14 protein-coding genes are annotated in these 19,270 nt (G+C 33.7%); all 14 read right to left on the bottom strand.

Features of this window, described 5'->3' with window-relative positions; genetic code table 11:
• Positions 1-647: PepSY-associated TM helix domain-containing protein (locus tag IPZ78_RS14055; protein ID WP_225554624.1), on the bottom strand; the 647-nt coding region annotated here is incomplete at its 3' end.
• A gap of 7 nt (positions 648-654) precedes the next feature.
• A complete protein-coding gene (locus IPZ78_RS14060; RefSeq protein WP_225554625.1) occupies positions 655-930 on the bottom strand; it encodes a hypothetical protein in 276 nt (91 codons plus the stop codon).
• Positions 931-1,367: 437 nt separating this feature from the next.
• Positions 1,368-2,591, bottom strand: a complete 1,224-nt coding sequence (locus IPZ78_RS14065; RefSeq protein WP_225554626.1) for a DUF4374 domain-containing protein — start codon at positions 2,589-2,591, stop codon at positions 1,368-1,370.
• 31 nt (positions 2,592-2,622) lie between these two features.
• Positions 2,623-5,019, bottom strand: coding sequence for a TonB-dependent receptor (locus IPZ78_RS14070; protein WP_225554627.1), 2,397 nt, complete (start codon positions 5,017-5,019; stop codon positions 2,623-2,625).
• A gap of 35 nt (positions 5,020-5,054) precedes the next feature.
• Positions 5,055-5,756: a DUF4198 domain-containing protein gene (locus tag IPZ78_RS14075; protein ID WP_225554628.1), complete on the bottom strand. Its 702-nt coding sequence runs from the start codon at positions 5,754-5,756 to the stop codon at positions 5,055-5,057.
• A gap of 818 nt (positions 5,757-6,574) precedes the next feature.
• Entirely contained in the window at positions 6,575-6,718 is a 144-nt protein-coding gene (locus IPZ78_RS17380; protein ID WP_225554629.1) for a hypothetical protein, read from the bottom strand.
• A 201-nt stretch (positions 6,719-6,919) separates the two neighbouring features.
• Positions 6,920-7,210: an FIG domain-containing protein gene (locus IPZ78_RS14085; RefSeq protein ID WP_262903881.1), complete on the bottom strand. Its 291-nt coding sequence runs from the start codon at positions 7,208-7,210 to the stop codon at positions 6,920-6,922.
• A gap of 175 nt (positions 7,211-7,385) precedes the next feature.
• Positions 7,386-8,555, bottom strand: a complete 1,170-nt coding sequence (locus IPZ78_RS14090) for a hypothetical protein (protein ID WP_225554630.1) — start codon at positions 8,553-8,555, stop codon at positions 7,386-7,388.
• Position 8,556: 1 nt separating this feature from the next.
• Positions 8,557-10,170 (bottom strand): DUF4969 domain-containing protein, encoded by a 1,614-nt coding sequence (locus tag IPZ78_RS14095; protein ID WP_225554631.1) that lies wholly within the window; start codon positions 10,168-10,170, stop codon positions 8,557-8,559.
• A 22-nt stretch (positions 10,171-10,192) separates the two neighbouring features.
• Positions 10,193-11,221 carry a nucleoside hydrolase gene (locus IPZ78_RS14100; RefSeq protein WP_225554632.1) on the bottom strand — a complete coding sequence of 343 codons (1,029 nt, stop codon included), beginning with the start codon at positions 11,219-11,221 and terminating at the stop codon, positions 10,193-10,195.
• The gene (locus tag IPZ78_RS14105; protein WP_225554633.1) at positions 11,221-12,744 is read right to left on the bottom strand and encodes a DUF4978 domain-containing protein; all 1,524 of its coding nucleotides are present in this window, start codon (positions 12,742-12,744) and stop codon (positions 11,221-11,223) included. Before IPZ78_RS14105 ends, IPZ78_RS14100 begins: the two co-directional genes overlap by 1 nt.
• Positions 12,745-12,809: 65 nt before the next feature.
• Complete coding sequence (locus IPZ78_RS14110) at positions 12,810-14,012, bottom strand: BACON domain-containing protein (protein ID WP_225554634.1); 1,203 nt, start codon at positions 14,010-14,012, stop codon at positions 12,810-12,812.
• 31 nt (positions 14,013-14,043) lie between these two features.
• The gene (locus tag IPZ78_RS14115) at positions 14,044-16,020 is read right to left on the bottom strand and encodes a RagB/SusD family nutrient uptake outer membrane protein (RefSeq protein ID WP_225554635.1); all 1,977 of its coding nucleotides are present in this window, start codon (positions 16,018-16,020) and stop codon (positions 14,044-14,046) included.
• A gap of 12 nt (positions 16,021-16,032) precedes the next feature.
• Positions 16,033-19,257, bottom strand: a complete 3,225-nt coding sequence (locus tag IPZ78_RS14120; RefSeq protein ID WP_225554636.1) for a SusC/RagA family TonB-linked outer membrane protein — start codon at positions 19,255-19,257, stop codon at positions 16,033-16,035.
• Positions 19,258-19,270 lie beyond the last annotated feature (13 nt).

The raw sequence follows: 19,270 nt of genomic DNA on the forward strand, positions 1-19,270 counted from the left end.
CATTTATTAAAGGGACGAAAGGTAAAGAAGTTTGAAGCTATTTTATCCCAATGTAAAAGTAGACCTGTGATTAAAGCAAATAAAAACAGAAAAGCTGTTATACCTGCAATCAAATATCCGAATGGTGCAATTCCAATTCGTATTGGAACTTCATTTAATTGAGCAAGAAAATGTAAGCGGTAAAGAAATTCCCCCATATCATAGTTACTGGCATAGTCTCCTGATTTATTATACATAAAGTCATGATAAATGTATTTTCCATCGCCTTGTACAGCTCTTCCTTTCCTCGTCTTTCCCAACTTCGCATTCTCCGTTTTTTCGTTTAGTTCTTTTAAATTCTGTTTATTTAAAATCGAATCCTTCGAAGAACTAATTTGCACATACCCTTTTGCACCATTTTGTTGAAGATAAAAAGTAACATCTCTCCCCTTCAAGTTGTAACCATTAGATAAGGAATCTAATAATTTACTGTATTGATCTGGTTTTACTTTCTGGTTATAAAAAGTTGTATTATTTTGCCATGCTGAAATTTCCTTTTTAAAAAATGAAAAAGAACCAGCAAAAAATATAACATACAATAACGCACAAATGATAATTCCTGAAATGGTATGTGTATTAAAATAGATATTATAATTTCTAATATTCATGTATAGGTTACTTAATTAAAAAAGGTAGATAAAACAAAACTGCTAATAGCAAATAGACACCCCAAATCTTCCATCCATTCTTAGCTAAAAAAGCTACTAGTAATAAAATTGCCCATAGTATATACCCTGTTATAAAAGAGGTTATTATAACATATTTTTTTTCAATCATACACGACAGCAGCAGGTGAAAATTGATCATCACTAAATACCCTCCTATGGTTCCAGCCGTAATTTTTAAAAAACGCTGTCCTGGACTACTCAAGTATTTTTTATTTGCAGGCATATGGTTAGTGAGTTAAAATATAAGAACTAAATAATTCGACAAATAGAAATAGCACAAAAATTAGGATAATGTGGTGATACTTGATATACTGATAAGGATAAAGCAAAACCACCAAGCTCAAGAGTCCCATACTATATACGAGCCAAGCAAATATCCCCGCTCCAACCCCTTGCAAATTCATGGTAATTAAAAGAGTTAATAAGGCTAAACTTGAAGCTAAAATTTGAGTTCTTTTTGTATTTACTACTAATTTTTCAAGCCATATAGGTCTACTTGAAAACTTTACCTTTTTACTCGTATTAAACCATAAAAAGATAGTAACAAGAATTAATGCTAGAGTAATGGTATACATAAATAAATGTTAGGTATTAGATTTAATATCGTCCATCTATATAGAATATTTTCTACTATAGATGGACAAATTAAATTTTAACTAGTTAATCTAAATGTTCAATTGCCGTTAAAGTTCCACCTTCGATTTTTAAACCTTTAGTTGCAGCAGCAGAAATAGCATCAATTTTATATACATAACCTAAACCTGAATTTAAGTTTATACCAATGTATCCGTATCTCCCACCCTTATCCGAATAATTATTACTAGTAAATCCTTTGATTTCGGTAGTAATTGGTAATCCGTTTACCGCTTTCCATGATTTTGCAGAGACATCTAAGACGCCTATTATATTTCCTACGTTATAAGCGCCTTTAGCCTCTTTGGTGTTTGAAAAAGTGATAAATTTATTATTACCGACATACAACCAGTTGGTAATATTTAAACCACCTGAAAGCTCTTCAAAGTTTATGTAGAATGATTTATCAAACTCAGTAGTCCCTGATTTTATTCTGGTTACGGCAGAAGGCTTCGTACTGTTCATTGTAGCATTAGTACCCAGTTCAGTAGCAATAGAAGATGAAAAGGCATAAATATCTCCATTTTCTAGCAGTTCTAGACCATCCGTAAAATAACGACCAACAAAACTGGTACGATCATCTTTAATTACCTTCTCTAAAGTCATATTAGGATATGAATATACTGCTATCCATGCCTGATCAGGATAATCGGTTCCAAATGCAGCTGAACAGCATGCTTTAATGCTAAAATATGGCGCATACACCTTATTCCCCACCTGTTTTATCCAGCTAAAAAATGCCAATTCACCATTATTCGATAACTCTGCTGTATTAATAGCACCTTGGCTTCCAATAGTCAAAGAATTCGTGTTGAATTGATACCAACTTGTAACAGGATTTGTATTATTTCTAGAAATCTTCATCATCAAGATATCATCATTAACTGGTGCAAAAGCTTGAACTGTTTCTGTAACGGAATTTGCTAATTTATTTAAACTTCCTTCGATTATATTGTAAACAGTTATAGCTCCAGGATTACCTTGTCCATAAAGCATACTAAAGAACTTATTGTTATGCGTTACGTAGTACCTATAGGTACCATCTTGTTCAACTCCTTGTCCAGCTGTTGTTACTTTTCCTGTATCTAAACTACTTGTTGTTAGTAGATAATCTGCAACACCTGTCGCTGCTACTGGAGTTACTGCAACTATAAAATTTCCTTTTTCTGTTACCGCAGTATCATCGTCTTTAGAACAAGCCAGTAATGTGCTTAAGGATAGTACTGTAAATAGTAAATTTTTAATTTTCATGGGAATACTAGTTAAATTATATGATGTAATTTTATTTTCTATTAATGAAATAGCGCAAATTCAGGTAAAAAGCCCTACCTGGTTTTTGCATACTAAAGTTATCAAACAACCTTTCGTCAGTAAGATTTCTTGCTTCGATACCAATATTATAGCGACCATCGTACAAGCTGTATACGACATTTACATCATGACTTAACTGTTTTGGAATAGTATTTTTTGTAGCTCCTCTACTTGGCCAGTATAAGTAAAAGTCATGTACATATTGTAGATTATAGCCCGCTGTAAGTCTCTTGTGAAGTCCTGTAAACTCAGGAAAGTGAACATTGACGTTTAGGTTTCCAAAAAAATAAGGGATATTAGGCATTTGGTCTTTATAAACTGGGCTTATATCCGTATACCCATCTTCATATTTTTGCATATTTTGCAAATATTGATAGGTCCAGCTAGATGTTGCTGTCAACCAAGATTTATAGGCATAACTTAATTCCAAATCAGCGCCAACAGTTCTTACCCCTTCTCTATTATCTGCTATGTATTTGCTTTGGTTCTGATTTAAACGTTGGTATATAAAATCTTTTGCATTTCTATAAATTATACCAGCTGTCATCCCAAATTTGTTGATTCCATTTACATCAAATTGATACATCAATCCTAGATTTATATTATTGCTGCTTTCGGGTTTAAGCTTCGTGTTAGCATCTTGATTCTCTACATCCCCAAATAACTCATAAGGAGTAGCCATTCTATTGGTTAGTTCAAAGCTACCTTTTAGCTGTAGATGAGAATTAAAGAAGTATGATAAAGCAGTACCATATCCAAGTCGGATAGAGTTAACTGAACTTTCATTTCCATTTTTATTGCTTTGTGATAATAGCTTCCCAAAAAAATTGGCACTCCATACTCCCTCTTCCTTATATTGGTAACCGAACCCTAATACATTTTTTTGAGATATTTTTGCATATTCGTAGGCATTATTTTGTGGATTTAGAATATCAGATCCACTTCTATTAAACGTATTAAATACGTTGTTGATTATAAATACATGCTTTTCATCTACATTATAATTTAGGTTTGATGTTAGAATACCATCTCTATTTTTATATTTATACATCGTTCTAGAGCGTTCACCAGAAGTTGGGGGTAAGTTAGCCTGCGTATCTCCAAACCAGTCAAATCTTTTGGCAACTGTATCGATTGTTTGTTCAGTACCTAAATTAATATTAGCATTAAGCATCACATCTAACCCTTTTATAAGGTCATCTTTGCTATATTTCAAGGTCGGCATTACAATATTACCACGACGGTGCCAAGCTCCAAAGACAGATTCCATCCTTGCTCCGGTTTGTATTTCTTTATAGTTTTTACCTAATGTAATACCTATCAAAAGTCTATCTGCGTATAATTTATTCACTACACCTATATTTGCGATTACTGATTCATTATGAAACTTGTCATGAAATCGCTCCACCTCAGTATCTTTAGTGTAGTTATCTCTTCTATTATTGTGTTTCTCTATAAAAACCTTATAATTATTATCAGAATAATTTTGAAAGGCATTAAATTCGAATGTTAGTCCATTTTCAGCAGTTAATGCACCATTAAAAGTAGTTCTGTGTGTATTGAAAGAACCATAAGAGTAGGATGCATCAATAAAATTTCTATTTGATTTATTGGTTATAATGTTAACAGCTCCCCCTAATGCGTCTGAACCTAACCAAATAGGAACTACCCCTTTAAAGACTTCAATATTGTCGGCCAAATTTATTGGAATTGTATTCAATTGAAAGGTAGAACCCATATTGTCCATCGGTATACCATCGATGAACAATCGTATATGATTTCCTGAGAAACCATTAATAGCGAGGTTCATATTCGACCCCAGCCCCCCTTGTTCACGAACTCGAACTCCAGGTACCTGATCCAATGCATCGCCTATATTTAGTGTACTGTTGTAATATTTTGTTGCATCAATAGACGTTACATTAAATGCCATACGGTTCGTTAATTGAGATTTCGTTAAACCAGTTACTATAACTTCCTCTATTTTCTCTTCAGCATCCAACATCAGGATATCCACACTATTTAACCCACTTTTAAGCGTAATTCTTTGCTTAAAAACATGATAACCTACAGACTGTGCAATTACATCTATATTTTTATTCAGAATTTTTTCAACCTTGAAAAAACCGAATTCATCAGTTAATACAGTTTTGCGGTCAACTTTTACCGTAACACCAGAAATAGGATGATTACTACTATTCTTTATGTAACCTGATAATGTATAATCCTGTGCTATTGCAGAATTACTAACGAGTAATAAACAAGAGCAATAAAACAGTCTTTTATATTTTTGATAAAAAGGGAAGTTAGCTTTTCCATCTAATGCGGTTAACGCATTACGTAATACTTCTAATAGATAATTAGTCATTATTATACCTTCAAAGAGTGGTTTATATTGATTAATTAGTTGACAAAAAGAACTACAGTATTAGCCCTCCAAATCTTATCTATAGTTGTCCCAAACCAATTGGTATTTTTATTTTCAGTATCAGTCACCTCCAATAAGTATTTACCTTTCACTGGAATTTTGAAACTTATTATACCTTGATCATCAGTTTTTATTTTTTTGGCCCACCCATCAGGCAAAACAATTTCTACTTCTGCATTAGCAAAAACTTTAGCATTACGTGTAACTTTTGCCGTGACCAATTCTCCAACTTTATAATTGTTGTGATTAAGATCAATAGCTAAAGCCAAATCAACCTGTGTTAATGAGTTATTACCAACATGAACTTTTGCCATTGCAAGAAATTCAAATGCTGTAGTTTTATAAGGTTCTTTTGCATAGTGATCGATATATATAATATGAGTTCCATTTTCGGTGGGAGTAAATGTTGCAGTATAACTGTCAGCGAGCGCTACTTTTGAAATTTCTGTTTTCTTTTGAGTTGGAGAAATAATATAAATTTTAAAATCATTTATGTCAGAATACCATTTGTCAAAGGGTTCGATTAATCCTTGACTATATTCGCCATAATAAATCTTAATCTCGTGTGTATTATTTTTTGTTCCAGATGGATTTGTTTCAATCCAAAGTGCATGTGCAGTAACCATTTTACATGCTAAAATGGTCATAAGTGTGAAGATTAGTTTTACAATTTTCATGTTTGATATGTATTTGTCAATTATTTAAATTCATAATGAATACCCTAGTATTTATAGGCTTATAAATTTTAATTTCCTGCTTTAATATCTTTTAATGACTAAAATTTAAAATGCCATTAAAGAATATGAAAGGACAGCACTGACAAAATATTCAAACAAATAAACTATTGTTCGATTTTTACTATATTGCATGTCCTTCCATAATTGCTTGTTGAAGGTCCCATACTATGTATGGATTACTTAAATCAGTTACCGCTGATTTAAGAACGCGTCATGCCAAGATTACCGTCTTAAGCATGACGCTCTTTGTTTTCATTTTGTCCTAATGACAAATAAGTATTTAAAATCCTTTATTTTTATTTAGACTTATTATAAACAATAACAAATATAGTTTTATATTTATGTTTGATGAAATAAACTCAAATTATTTTAAATAAAACAAATAGAAATTTCGGAATATTAAGCTAATTTTCGGATTATTAAGTTTTACAATCTTTTAACTTTTTATATTTCATCAAATATTGAATTTATTATAAGAAAGTTCAACTCGTTTAATGAAGAATGTTCGAATTATAATAAATACTCCAAAACGTTCCATTACTGCTTAGCATTTAATCGGTTATATTTTGAAATTTCGGAAGTAAATTAAGGTGAAACTTTGATCCTATTATTTCTATTTTTTTTATAGAAAAACAGATTTTATTACTTTACTATAATAAAATCTAAATCACTCCTTAGAGGAAATTTTAAATTCAAAATAAAAAAACATCTTTCACACAATATACTAAATATACTAACGCTATTAAATAAAGCAATACCTATTCTCTTAATTTATCATCATAATATGCAATATCACAAATTGGAATTTGAACATTTCTTTTGTCTCCAGATTTTAAATACAACTTAATAAATGATTTTAATTCCTTTTCAGGACGTATTAATTTTGGATTATTTTGAGACAAATAAACTTAAATAACCTCTGTCCCATCAAGACTTCCATTATTAGATAGTTTGAATGAAAGATTGATTGTATCCTTTAAAGAGTATACCATCTTAATTATTTTGGCATGATTTACTTAAAAGTAGTATAATACAAAGACCCAACACAAGGCTGGACCCGACTAAACAAAATAATTACACAGTACATTTATTTCGAAATCTATCTAACAACTATAATAAACATGTTTATTAATACTATCATTCTTATAATGGTCTAACACCTTCTTCACCATATTATAACTTCCCGCTACGAAAGGAACTTTTTGGTGCACATTATGTACAGGCACATCAACTATTCTACGCTTACCATCAATCGTCAATCTCCCTGCTTTCTCAAAAATATAAGCCATAGGATTACATTCATACAATAGCCTTAGTTTACCCTTAGGATATGTAGATGTGGAAGGAATGATATAAGAATATTCCTCCCTGCTAAAGGGTTCGGTGTATATCAGCTACCATGGAGCCTACGTACCTAGATTTATAGGGCAAGTTATTCTCCGGATCAGACTGCTTACAAAAGGTTAAAAATTAACGTATTTGATTTAGAAAGGGTTCAGATTTACTGAACCCTTTTATTTTCTAAATAGCTATGTTGAATGATAACTTTAATTAAAAATATTCTGTTGATTAATTTATTTCACGAAGATATTTTTCTAAAAACAAGGGTAACGCCTCATTCATTCCTATTTCGAATTCATTAGTTTCACTACGTATATATATGTACTTATTTGAACTAGAATTAGTAATAATTGACTCAAAATGACCTGAATCAAGAACATTCAATTTAGCTGGTACTAGTTTCTGCTCGATTACATAATCTGATTTTAATAAATCCATGCTGAATTTCAACGCATATTGACCATCTCGTTGACGCACCAAATTTAAGTCTAGCAATTGCATCCACAGCGGAAATTCCCACATATGAAGATTTCTATCAAACATCGCATTATCATTGACGTGGGGTATTTCCAATATAGACAAATAATCTATAGTATTACGACGCTCAAATACATATTTAATATACTGTTGGATACGCGAATCAAATCTAGAAAAGTAAGATAGGTTTTTCATCTCGAAATAGGTATTACCATCATCCTTTGCAAAGGCGTTGAATTTGTCCTTATCTTCCAGCAATAATTTGCCTGCGGCACATGGATACAAAGCAATAGGTAAATCCGACCTTATCAATCTCACAAATGCTTTGACATCCAATCCCACATTCCATTCCAAAAAATCAAGATTATTATTGCTAGTACCAGCCGACACATGAATCATTTTAATCTTTTTCTTCATTAGTTTTGGAAAACGATTGTATGCAACAGCTAATATTCGCTGAGAACCAAATGATAAAACATTTACTTTTTCGCTAGAATTCAATAGTACCTCATACAATAAATCTACGGCAGATTGTTCAAAACCAGAAATATTTTCCATTTTATCATCTAAGGTTGTCAACTTGCTAAATGGCCCTATTCCAAATGGAACACTTTTCTTGAATATATAATTCAATTGTTGCACCGAAATAATTCCTGGCTCTCTAGGACCAGCTTTATCTACAAAAGTACCAGACCCGGCTCCTTTGCTCACATCTTTTCTAAAAGATGCATGACAATCTAATAAAATTGCTTTCAATTCAACATTTGGAAGAAAATATCCATTTATCAAATCTATATTATCCCCAGGATCTTGATAAGGATGATACAGATCTGTTACTACTACAACTGGTATTGTCTTATTATTAGCAATAACATATTGACAGATCAGAAAGCACATACCAAAAATTATCCACCAACGCATATTACGATCCAATATTTATTAATGTTGTACTAATAATATTTTTTGATGAAGTGAAATTAACCTTATACAGTACATTGGCTTCCAAGCTAAAATTTTGGCTTGCATTAACAGCTTCAGTGCTATTGAAAGTGCTAGTACCTTCTTGAAAATTACCCTTTTCAATTGCCGTAACAGTGCCATTATCAATATGAACTTGAGCTGTTTTGGTACTATATATTAGCAAAAAATCCCCACAATCCACTCCAAAGCCTATTCCTCCGTTATTCGTCGTATAAGTAATCATCGCACCTGTCGTAGATACCGTTTGAGTCAATAGATTAACTGGGTTATCTGTCTTAATATTGAAACAAGCAAAATTTTCTAAAGATGTCTTGGCAACAAAATAGGATGCCACTTTTAAGCCTTTGAGTAAATTCCTAGTCGGATTAGTATGCGGTTTTTCTTTTAAATCCCAAGTATATATACCATGATCTATCTGATCAACGAAGTCAGCACTAGTATTGTCGATAAAGAATTTACTTGTAATCAAATCATAGATATCATATCCACCGCCAATAGCAACTGCAGTAAGCATTAAGGATGGAGTATTAGAATAGCTTCCTTTATTTTCTGCAATCAAAGGATAATTTTTGGGCAAAGATTTATAAGCTAATACTTCTTTTTTGATCTGATTAATGGTACTCATGTAGGGATCAAAACTAACGAAATCAATCCCAGCAAGCTGATGTACGTCTCTAGGCGATATGGATGTACCTTCAAAATAAGGTTTTAACTCATCATTAGAAACCAGATTAGTTCTAGTAACTACTTTATAAGTACTATTTTTTACAGCCATACCCAATACATCCAAAGCTTTGAGTGTCATATTCCAAGCTTGTTCATTAGACAATTTTGTACCGTTTCTATTCGAAATATTCTGTTGATGTAATCTCCATCGTACGAATCCATCTGGTTCATTATGAATTTGTGCGGTAATTACAGGCCTCTTATTGCCGTTAGAATCATCCCATTCTCTGATATAATCAAATAACCTAACAAGCGCATTACTCTCTCTCTCTAATAAACCGCTATGATCCAATTTCAAGCTGTAGCGATAGCCATAGTAATTCCAGAAGGTTCCTTCATCATCTCTTTTAAGCCTGTAATCTGGGTTGGTTAATATATATCTTGGTACCAAATAGCTGAAAGAATCCCCTATCATATTTGACCCAAACCAAAGTACTTCTAACTTAATATTGTATTTGTTGGCGAGGCCTAATATAGAAGAAACGATATCAAAATTGAAACTATCTTTGTTTTGTTCTATCAGGTTCCACCAAAATGGAACCTGTATACAATTCAACTCCAACTCCTTAGCTCTTTGAAAATAAGGTTCTATCTGTTGAATAGTTAACTTGTCACAATTAATTAATGCATCCAATCTTATTTGGGCTCCCAAGATAGGAAACGGTTTTCCGTCGACTTCTAAATAAGTACGATCGCCTGCTGTTTTGAGCTCACTTACTTTAATAGGAGTCAATTGGGGTGGATCTTGTTCCGCATCCTTATCACTCTTAGAGCATCCCACAGCTAACAAATGAAACAAGGTGAAGTATATTACTATTATTTTTTTCATAGAGTATAATTAGCGATTAGATTTAAATATGTTTTTTGCTTTTGGTAGACGAAATGATATTTATGAAAGCCTTCAAAATATTTTCACGCTGTATTTCATTTACTAACAAATATCTGTGATTACCATTTACGTTTTCGGAAAACTTAGTAACACCTTCATCATCAACTGTAATAACTCCGCTCTTAGAATAATCAAAGTACGTGTTATTCTGTGAGTCGACCACTTCTAATATGGATGTAAGATCCCAAGTTGGACGATTATAAGGCATCGGTAGGTACGCTTTGTAGCCAACTACTACAGGTTGATCGATGGAATAATTAAGGTTTTTTTCAATTTCTTCAGAAGGAAACAAAATATTTGCCCCAACTTCAAAAGGACTAACCACTATTACTGTGGGCCACTCTAAGAATACTTTAGCAGATGATTTTACATCCTTTACAATATTATATTCTTTAGGATTGCTCCCATCAAAGTTCCCTCCCATCAAGGATAGCTTTTTTACTTTCTTACGAATTAATTCTTTTCCTGATAATGATGAAAAATTGTCTGGCTCGCTATCCAACAAATTCGCCAGATTAGTCAAAAAACCAACACTTACTATAGTTACAGAAGTATCCTTTTGGGCTGAAAGCATCCTTCTATAGAAAGTGACAGCATCCTCGAATTGATGTGTATCAGCCAATGAGCGATCAAATTTTCTTCCTTCATTATTACTATAATCTACTACAGCTTTCGCGAAATTCACTGGAATGGTATCTTCTACACCATTGGAAACAAAGCCTATTGGAATAGAGGGATAACCATACCAAGTATTTAAGATATCAATGTATTTAGGCGAATAGTCATTTTGCTTATTAACACCTACACCTATTAGTTCAATTTGTTCTTGATCCTGATATTTGTACAACATATCCAATGCTAATGCATCATCAATATCATTCCCCATATCAGTTTCAAAAATAACAAGTTTCTTGTGTTCTTGTAAAACCTCTTCTTTTGAATTACAAGCTGAAATTAACAGCGTAATTCCTAATAATATATTGTATTTCATTATAATACGAGTTTAATTCTATATGTTTTAGTTGCTAAAAGCGATAATTTATTATTTTGAATATTGACTTCCGATTCCTTTATCCAACTTCCTTCGATGTCGTAATAGCCAACTTCAGCTTTGCTATCTATTTGTTTATTACCTAAGCTTTGCATAGTTATCTCATCCGATTTAGTAGATGAAACAATAACATAGTCATTGTTTTCTAAAGCATATCCAATACCACTATTATTGGTGTTCCAATTGAAACGTACACTTTCGGTAGAATGAGATTCCATTAATGAGGAAGACAATTCATTGTTTTTAATATTAAATCCGACCATGTTCTTCGTCTCAGCTATCGCAAAATCACACCAAGCATTTTTATATATTTTATAGGCGTCCATTATTCGATTAGTATGTGATTTCTTTGAAAAATCAGGATTGTAAACTCCTCTTAATGTCCAATCTTTAAGGTACTCATGAGGAGTAGTGACTACTTCAAAAATAGAATAGCCAGCACCTTGTATTAAAGCTTTAAGAGTTAGTATATCATTATTTGGATATTCACCGCCATTTTCGCCTATATGTGCAAAATTGTTTGGTATTGCATGTAGGTCAGTAAGCATATTAGAGATCACATTTACTTGATCTGTATAAGGGTCCAAACCAACGAAATCAACGCCTCCCTTCAGTACAATCTGTTTGCTTCGTTCAATAAAATCATCATATGTAGTGGTAAGATTAGTGCGTGTATAACACTTATATGCAGATGATTTAACGACACGACCCAAAGTAGCCATCATATCAATCAAATCAGGCCAGATAGATTCAGGAGTATAGCCATGTTCATTATTATGTCTGGTAGCTAGCATATCCGCTTCATTTTGTATCTGAATCCCTACGACTGTAAGCTTATTCCCATTAAGCTGATTATAATCATATATGGCATCCATCATATAAGAAAGAGCTTTGCTTTCCCGCTCAACCAATAACGGCGTATTAGGTTTTAAATAAAAGTGTTTGCCAAGCCATCCGATAAAACTTACCGAAGGTTTTAACTGCGGATAATTAATAACATCATCCACTACATAATTTGGAATATACCCGCGAACAGAATAGCCACACATATAACTTCCATACCACAATATCTCAAGCTTAAGATCGTATTTTTCACAATAACCAATGATATGATTTATCATGTCACGTGTGTATTTATCCTTTTCATACTCCACATCCCTCCAAGCTATGGGAACTTGTAGAACAGTAATATTCATTGACTTGGCTAACGCAAAGTAATCATCTAACTGATCCAATTTCCGTTTGTCCAATTGGATAAAATAATCTGTACGCAATTGTGCTCCGAGCATAAGAAACAACTTATTATCTACCGTAAGGTAACGACGTCCACCAATTGTTGTTTTCATTGAAGACACTTCAATAGGAGTGCGCTGAACTACAGGCTCCTCCTCTTCATTATTTTGATCTTTCTTACTACATGAAATAAGTAATAAACAAATCAATACCCAAACATTATTCATCATAGAAGTTATTATTTGTGTGTAGTGCCTAAAACAAAAATTACGGTTCTAGGCACTATCAGTTAGTTTTATTTTGCTATACATCTAACTGGATACGCTGTAGCATTACCATTTGTATACGATCCACCTAAACTTTCATAATTAAACCAAAATACGGGTCTATCCCAATTGTGTCCTGGACGAGAACTACTGGTCATTGTGGCATCCCACCAATTATATTGATGTCCATTATCACGTTCTCTATAGCCTGATTGTGGAAGGAAAATTCCTCCCCGAGTGTTTGTTGGAGTTACTTTTAAGGCTTCTGACTTAGGGATACCCAATATCACACCTGGGATAGAAAATCCACTTTGTTCAGGCGTTAACCAAGTGTACCCTTTATTTACCAAAGCCAAAATTTCAGCCTCTGAAGGGATACGCCACCCTAAGGGACTAGGATCATTATTAGGGTACCATTCTGGACCTGAAGCAAAAGCTCCAGTCACATAGCCTATCGGGGTTTTAGGGTCTTCATTAGGACTACTATTTGGATAACCAATTTTTGAATCAAACTGATATAATAACCCTCTATTGTCAATAGATGATGCAAACGTGTTCGGATCTCCAACATTATAGTGTGCCCATACAAGATTGCCAATTTCCACGCCGTACCCTTGTTGTAATTCGATAATTTCAGTCTTTGTACTACTTTTTACTGTTATTGTGGCTTTTCGAACAGTACCTGTATTCATTGCTGTCAGTCTAATTGAAAAATCCGCCGTTCCATTCGATGCTCCATCATCAATTTGGCACCAACTGGAAGCATCAGCACCTACTGTCGCTGTCCAAGGCTCTCGGCTTTGGACATTTACGATAAATGTTTTCGAACTCTCAGTCGTCGTAATTATATTCTGATCAATGATTAGACCATCTCGAGCGACCTGAGAAATGTTCACTGTTTTTGTTTGATCTCCAGCAGTAATTGTCACTGTTGCTTTACGATCCGCATCTATAAAATGGTATGGATCTATTCTAAGCTCAAGAATTCCATCTGCTTTTAATACTGATGGTAACATTAGAATCCAATTTTTGTATAATTCATTATCATATGTAATTACAGCTTTAGAAGGCTGATTACTGTTGACTTTTATCTCAAACACACCTCCTTCATTTGGAATTTGGAGCGTTTCTACATCTAACGATAATATCGATTGGTCCCCATCTTTCTGGCAAGATGTAGACACGATAAACAATAGAATCGTGCTTATTAATATACTTATTTGCCTTTTCATAGTTATTTAAAGTATTAATGTAATCAACTATTTATTTAGTTGCCTCACCTGCAGTTAGAGACCAACTAGGATTCTGATATAGTGGAGAAATATTAATATCACCTCCTCCAGTAATTAGAAAATGTTGAATCGCTATTGGATCCAAGTAATGAGCCATATGCCATCTATATCCATTGTACAACCGATTGTTATTAATGATTCTAAATGGTGCTAAATATTTACTAAATGTCCTTGGTGAAACATTTTCATTCTCAGTTAAACCACCAGGATTGCGCGCTTTGAACTCATTATTATTAGCCATTTGATCCCAGAGATTAATCCCTAATACATGATATGGAGTATTGATCATTTGATCCATTGAGCGCCAGCGTCTAAGATCTGAACCTCGGAATCCTTCAGCCATTAGTTCTACTCGACGTTCACGTCTAATATTGAATAGCGTAGGGTCTACAAGTGATCCTGCAGAGTATGCGGCCCAATCGGTTTCACCCTCTTTAGACATATTCGTGTTGGCAATAGTTAGTTGAAAACCCCCTACTTTCGAACGATTACGAATTGCATTCCAATATTTTGTAGCATCAGCATTCAAATCCCCTAACTTCTCATAACTTGCTTCAATATAATTAAGATAGGCCTCTGCCGCACGAAAAACAATACTGCCTACTTCACTTCGATCACGAGAAGAAAAAGCGCCGTTAAAATTTAATCCTTTACGTATAGTAAGTCCTGTAGTATACTTCATAGATGTCGTAGAGTTAATAATATTAGGATATGGCTCTATTTCATACGACTCTGGTCCAGGCGATGAGTGTAAATTGCGATCACCCTTTTTCTTAAAAAATATCTCTGCTCGAGGATCTCTATCCTGGGTTATTTTAGTCAAATCTACATCACCTATATATCCTGAACCAACTGCATATATTGGCAATCCGTTTTTCATCACGAATGCATCCAGCATGCTTTTGGTTGTACCGATTCCTTGATTGGCAGCCGCCGCAAATTCCACGACAGAATTAACAACTCCCATCGATTGACTATATTGTTTCCATAATAATACTTCATCGTATTCATTCATATTAGTAGCACCAAACATATTGAAATATGGATTTGCAGGATCATTAGCACTCGCTTGGAAAACACCAGTGTTATTTACCAATGCATATTTGTCTGCAATATATTTACTATCTGCCATTGCTATTTCAAGGAAATATTCGATTTCTTTGTCTATATCGCCAGAAGGATATGCGTAATTGCTGTTATAAGCTTTATCCTTTCCAGGCCATCCAGGACCATTTGGCACAAAAGCTGTTCCTTTGAAATATTTAAGCCATGTCCCTTCATATAAAGCTACTCTAGATTTGAATAAACGAACAGCATCTTTATTTAGCCTATTCTTTCCCCCTGCAGGAGGTATATCTTGCATCATCGATAAAGCTTTATCCAAGTCACGGAGTATGAAACGAGCTACCTCATTACGTGGTGCACGCTGACTTGCTTCTGTTAAAGCCTCCAAATTATCGGGTAATACTTTGTCTACTATTGGAAAATCACCTAGTGTTTTCAGTTTTTGAAAATATTGAAAAGCTCTGAAGAAGTATACTTCACCAATATAATGACTTATGTTACGCTGAACACCAGTGATAGCTGATTTCTCATACAATGGCATTACAAAATCAAGGAAATAATTACATCTGTAAATAGCAGAAAATTCATATGATCCGCCAGTTTGTCCTACTCTCCACCATCCAGGAGCAAATAGATCACTTGCATTGGGTGAAACCATATTATCGGTGTTATTATCCATAGACCATATCCCCCAGCTCCCCGCACCATGTACGGGTAAGGTATTGTATAGATCTATCGCATATGCACCGATATTATCTTCGGTCGATAAATACTGTTCAGGCGATAATTGTGATAGAGGACGTTGATCTAAATAATCTGTACAACTTGCCATCGTAGCAAGTATTAGATTACATAGCATTATATATTTAAATATTCTTTTCATGACTGCTGTACATTAAAATGTTAAACTTAAACCAAAAGCATATGTCTTGCTCAATGGATATACATTACCTTGATCATTACTACTAATGGTCTCTGGATCAAACAAATCTGTCATTTTAGTAAAAGTGAATAAGTTTTCTCCGGTAAAAAATATGCGTAAGCGATTAGCACCTATGGTCTGTAATACATTTGATGGTAATGAATAGCCTACCTGTAAATTTTTAACACGCATATAGGCCGCATTTTGGAGAAAAAGACTTTGCGCTTGATAATTTTTTGTGTTATCCAAATAAGGTCTTGGATAATATGCATCCACATTAGATCCCATAGGATTAGTTGTATATTCATCTCTAAAATAGTCTAAATGCTGTGTCAAAACCATTGTTCCCCATTTGCTCCAACCTCTTGATCCAAAGAAATATTTACTTCCTTGAAAATACTCTCGTTTACCTACACCTTGCAAAAACACTCTTACATCCACACCTTTATATGCTGCATTCAGATCCAAACCAAAGCTATAACGAGGCATCATATTGCCTAATACTTTTAGATCTCCATGGTCTGAAATGGTGTATGCCCCGGCATCAATTTTTCCATCCCCATTCACATCCTTATACATGACATCACCTGATTGCCAGTTTGACCCTAATGCATTTTGACCACCGTTTGTAAGCGATATGATATGGTTTTCCATTTCTTCTTGTGATCTAGCAATGTCAATAGACTCATATCCCCATATTTCTCCCCATTTCATACCTGGATAATAACGTGAAAGAGTTTGTGAAGGATTTGAATAGCGAGTAATTGTAGAAACCTGATCTGATAATACAAGCTTAACACCATATTCAAATTCATTATTTATAGCTCGATCCTGCCAACCAATTTGTAACTCCCAGCCTTGAGATTTTAGATCCGTATTATTAGTATTAGGGACATTAGTACCCAATATAGTTGGAAGCTCGTCTGCAGGACCTATCATATTCAGTGTTTTACGTATGTAGTAATTGAAATCTCCCGTCAAGCGATCATTAAACAACCCAAAGTCCAAACCTGCATTCCAAGATTGGATTTCTTCCCAAGTTAACGAAGAACTAATCAATGCTGGACTCCAAGCAATATTAGGCTTTTGGCCATTTACTAACCATGTTCCGGCAGAATTAGCAAAGCCCATTGCGGAATAAGTTGGATAATATGAATGTGTATTTTGATTACCTAAAGAACCATAAGAAGCTCTTATCTTTAAAGTATTGACATACTTACGTGCATCATCGAAAAAAGATTCTTTAGCTAAATTATATCCAGCCGAAAATGATGGGAATAATCCCCAACGTTGTGCTTGTTGAAATCGTGATGATCCGTCATATCGTAGATTCGCCTCGAACAAATATTTTTCATCAAAGTTGTAGTTTAGACGACCAAAGAAACCAACTGTTTGCCAGCGATTGAAATCGCCACTCACATAAGGAGGCACTTGTGTTCCATTAAACAATCCCGATGTCGTATTTATAGTAGCAATGTCAGGAACAATCAAACCTTCTTTTTCAGCATATAGCGTTCGTACGTGATATTGTTCAGCTTGAAAACCACCCATTATTTTAAAATAATGCTTATCATAAAGCCTTCTTTCATAATCACTATACAAGTTTGTGTTTAAAAAATCATTACGTTCTCCATATTCGGAAACTGCAGAATGATCATCCCAAGAAGAACCAGGAGTAATACCATCTATTCCAATTTGATGAACCTTTTTAACCTCTTTATGAATGAAATGGGATCTATATCTGTAATTTAAATCACCGACAATGCGCCACCCATTCAATGGCTGTATAGTCGCATTTACTTGATGTATACTACTTGTATTACTAAATGTTGTTTGTCCTCCATCTCTGAAGCGCAAAGTAATATCATTAAATAAATTACCATTTGGATCATTAAGTGGAGATACTGGCCATAGGTACTGACCAAAATTTTGAAATATATCATCTTGCATCACACGTGGCTGATGATAATCTTCTCTGATAATACGGCTATTATATTTCAGGTCTACAAAATTAAAAGCTTTAGTTTCTATTTTTCCGAAGACATTATATCTTTTCCTCCCATCCAAATCCCAATTCAACGTACCATTTTGTTTTAAAAAATTACCAGAAACAAAGTAATTAGTGGTTTCATTTCCTCCATTTAGACTAAGATTATGCTCTTGAGCCGTAGTTACATTTTTATAAAATACATCGTAGTAATTAATATTATCATTTCCTTCTGTATAAGCAGTCCCCCACTGATTACCCACAGGAACTGTATTATAAAATATTTTTCCGTCTATATAATCTTTTATTCGTTTCAATCTTTCAGGACCAATATCGGCACCTTTTCCATCATTGGCCGATGCCTCATTGAAATATAAAGCCCATGAATAAGAATCTGCCATATGCGGAAGATTTATTGGCATATTGAAGTGAAAGTTGTTATTATAATTTAATGTTGCTTTTTTGTTTTTTCCACTTTTTGTAGTGACTAAGATTACGCCAAATGGCGCTCTAGATCCATATATTGATGATGCTGCAGCATCCTTTAACACAGATATAGTTTCAATATCTTGAGGATTTATAGAATATAAATCTCCTTCCATCCCATCTATCAAGACGAGTACTCCACCACTTGATCCCTGACCAATTGTAGACAAGCCTCTAACCTCCATATATGGATTTTTTCCATACAATTGGCCACTATTTTGTGTTATTGTTAATCCTGGAAGTTTACCTTGCAATGCATGCACGGTACTAGTCACGGGTCTAGCCTCTAATTCCTTTGCTGTTATTGTACTGACTGCTCCTGTCAAATTCACTTTTTTCTGCGTTCCGAATCCTACTACAACCACTTCATCTAGTTGTGTTTCACTATTTACTAATTGTATGATGTTCCCATCAAACTTTTCTATAATTACATTTTTCACCTCGTAATTAAAGAATTTAACTTCCATCATGCGAGAAGAATTCGATTGCAGTTTTAATTTGAATTCGCCATTATTATCAGTAAGTGTTGAATTATTAGTTCCTATTTCAGTTATTGTTACATTAGATAATGGAAGATTATTGATATCAACGACTTTACCTGTAACAATTTTTTCTTGAAAGACTTCTAAAAGTATATTTTCATAATTCAAAACCGATTTGGCCATAGTAGAACTACTAACATTTGCCAAACACAGAAATGCTAAAGTTTTATAATATTTTATCATCTTAAAATGATTT

The sequence above is a fragment of the Sphingobacterium bovistauri genome (assembly GCF_020295405.1).
GTDB classification, from domain to species: Bacteria; Bacteroidota; Bacteroidia; order Sphingobacteriales; family Sphingobacteriaceae; genus Sphingobacterium; species Sphingobacterium bovistauri.

Excerpts from the sequence above, each read along its gene's own strand:
- IPZ78_RS14060 (WP_225554625.1), bottom strand. The coding sequence starts at position 930 with ATGCCTGCAAATAAAAAATACTTGAGTAGTCCAGGACAGCGTTTTTTA.
- IPZ78_RS14065 (WP_225554626.1), bottom strand. The coding sequence starts at position 2,591 with ATGAAAATTAAAAATTTACTATTTACAGTACTATCCTTAAGCACATTA.
- IPZ78_RS14070 (WP_225554627.1), bottom strand. The coding sequence starts at position 5,019 with ATGACTAATTATCTATTAGAAGTATTACGTAATGCGTTAACCGCATTA.
- IPZ78_RS14075 (WP_225554628.1), bottom strand. The coding sequence starts at position 5,756 with ATGAAAATTGTAAAACTAATCTTCACACTTATGACCATTTTAGCATGT.
- IPZ78_RS14090 (WP_225554630.1), bottom strand. The coding sequence starts at position 8,555 with ATGCGTTGGTGGATAATTTTTGGTATGTGCTTTCTGATCTGTCAATAT.
- IPZ78_RS14095 (WP_225554631.1), bottom strand. The coding sequence starts at position 10,170 with ATGAAAAAAATAATAGTAATATACTTCACCTTGTTTCATTTGTTAGCT.
- IPZ78_RS14100 (WP_225554632.1), bottom strand. The coding sequence starts at position 11,221 with ATGAAATACAATATATTATTAGGAATTACGCTGTTAATTTCAGCTTGT.
- IPZ78_RS14105 (WP_225554633.1), bottom strand. The coding sequence starts at position 12,744 with ATGATGAATAATGTTTGGGTATTGATTTGTTTATTACTTATTTCATGT.
- IPZ78_RS14110 (WP_225554634.1), bottom strand. The coding sequence starts at position 14,012 with ATGAAAAGGCAAATAAGTATATTAATAAGCACGATTCTATTGTTTATC.
- IPZ78_RS14115 (WP_225554635.1), bottom strand. The coding sequence starts at position 16,020 with ATGAAAAGAATATTTAAATATATAATGCTATGTAATCTAATACTTGCT.
- IPZ78_RS14120 (WP_225554636.1), bottom strand. The coding sequence starts at position 19,257 with ATGATAAAATATTATAAAACTTTAGCATTTCTGTGTTTGGCAAATGTT.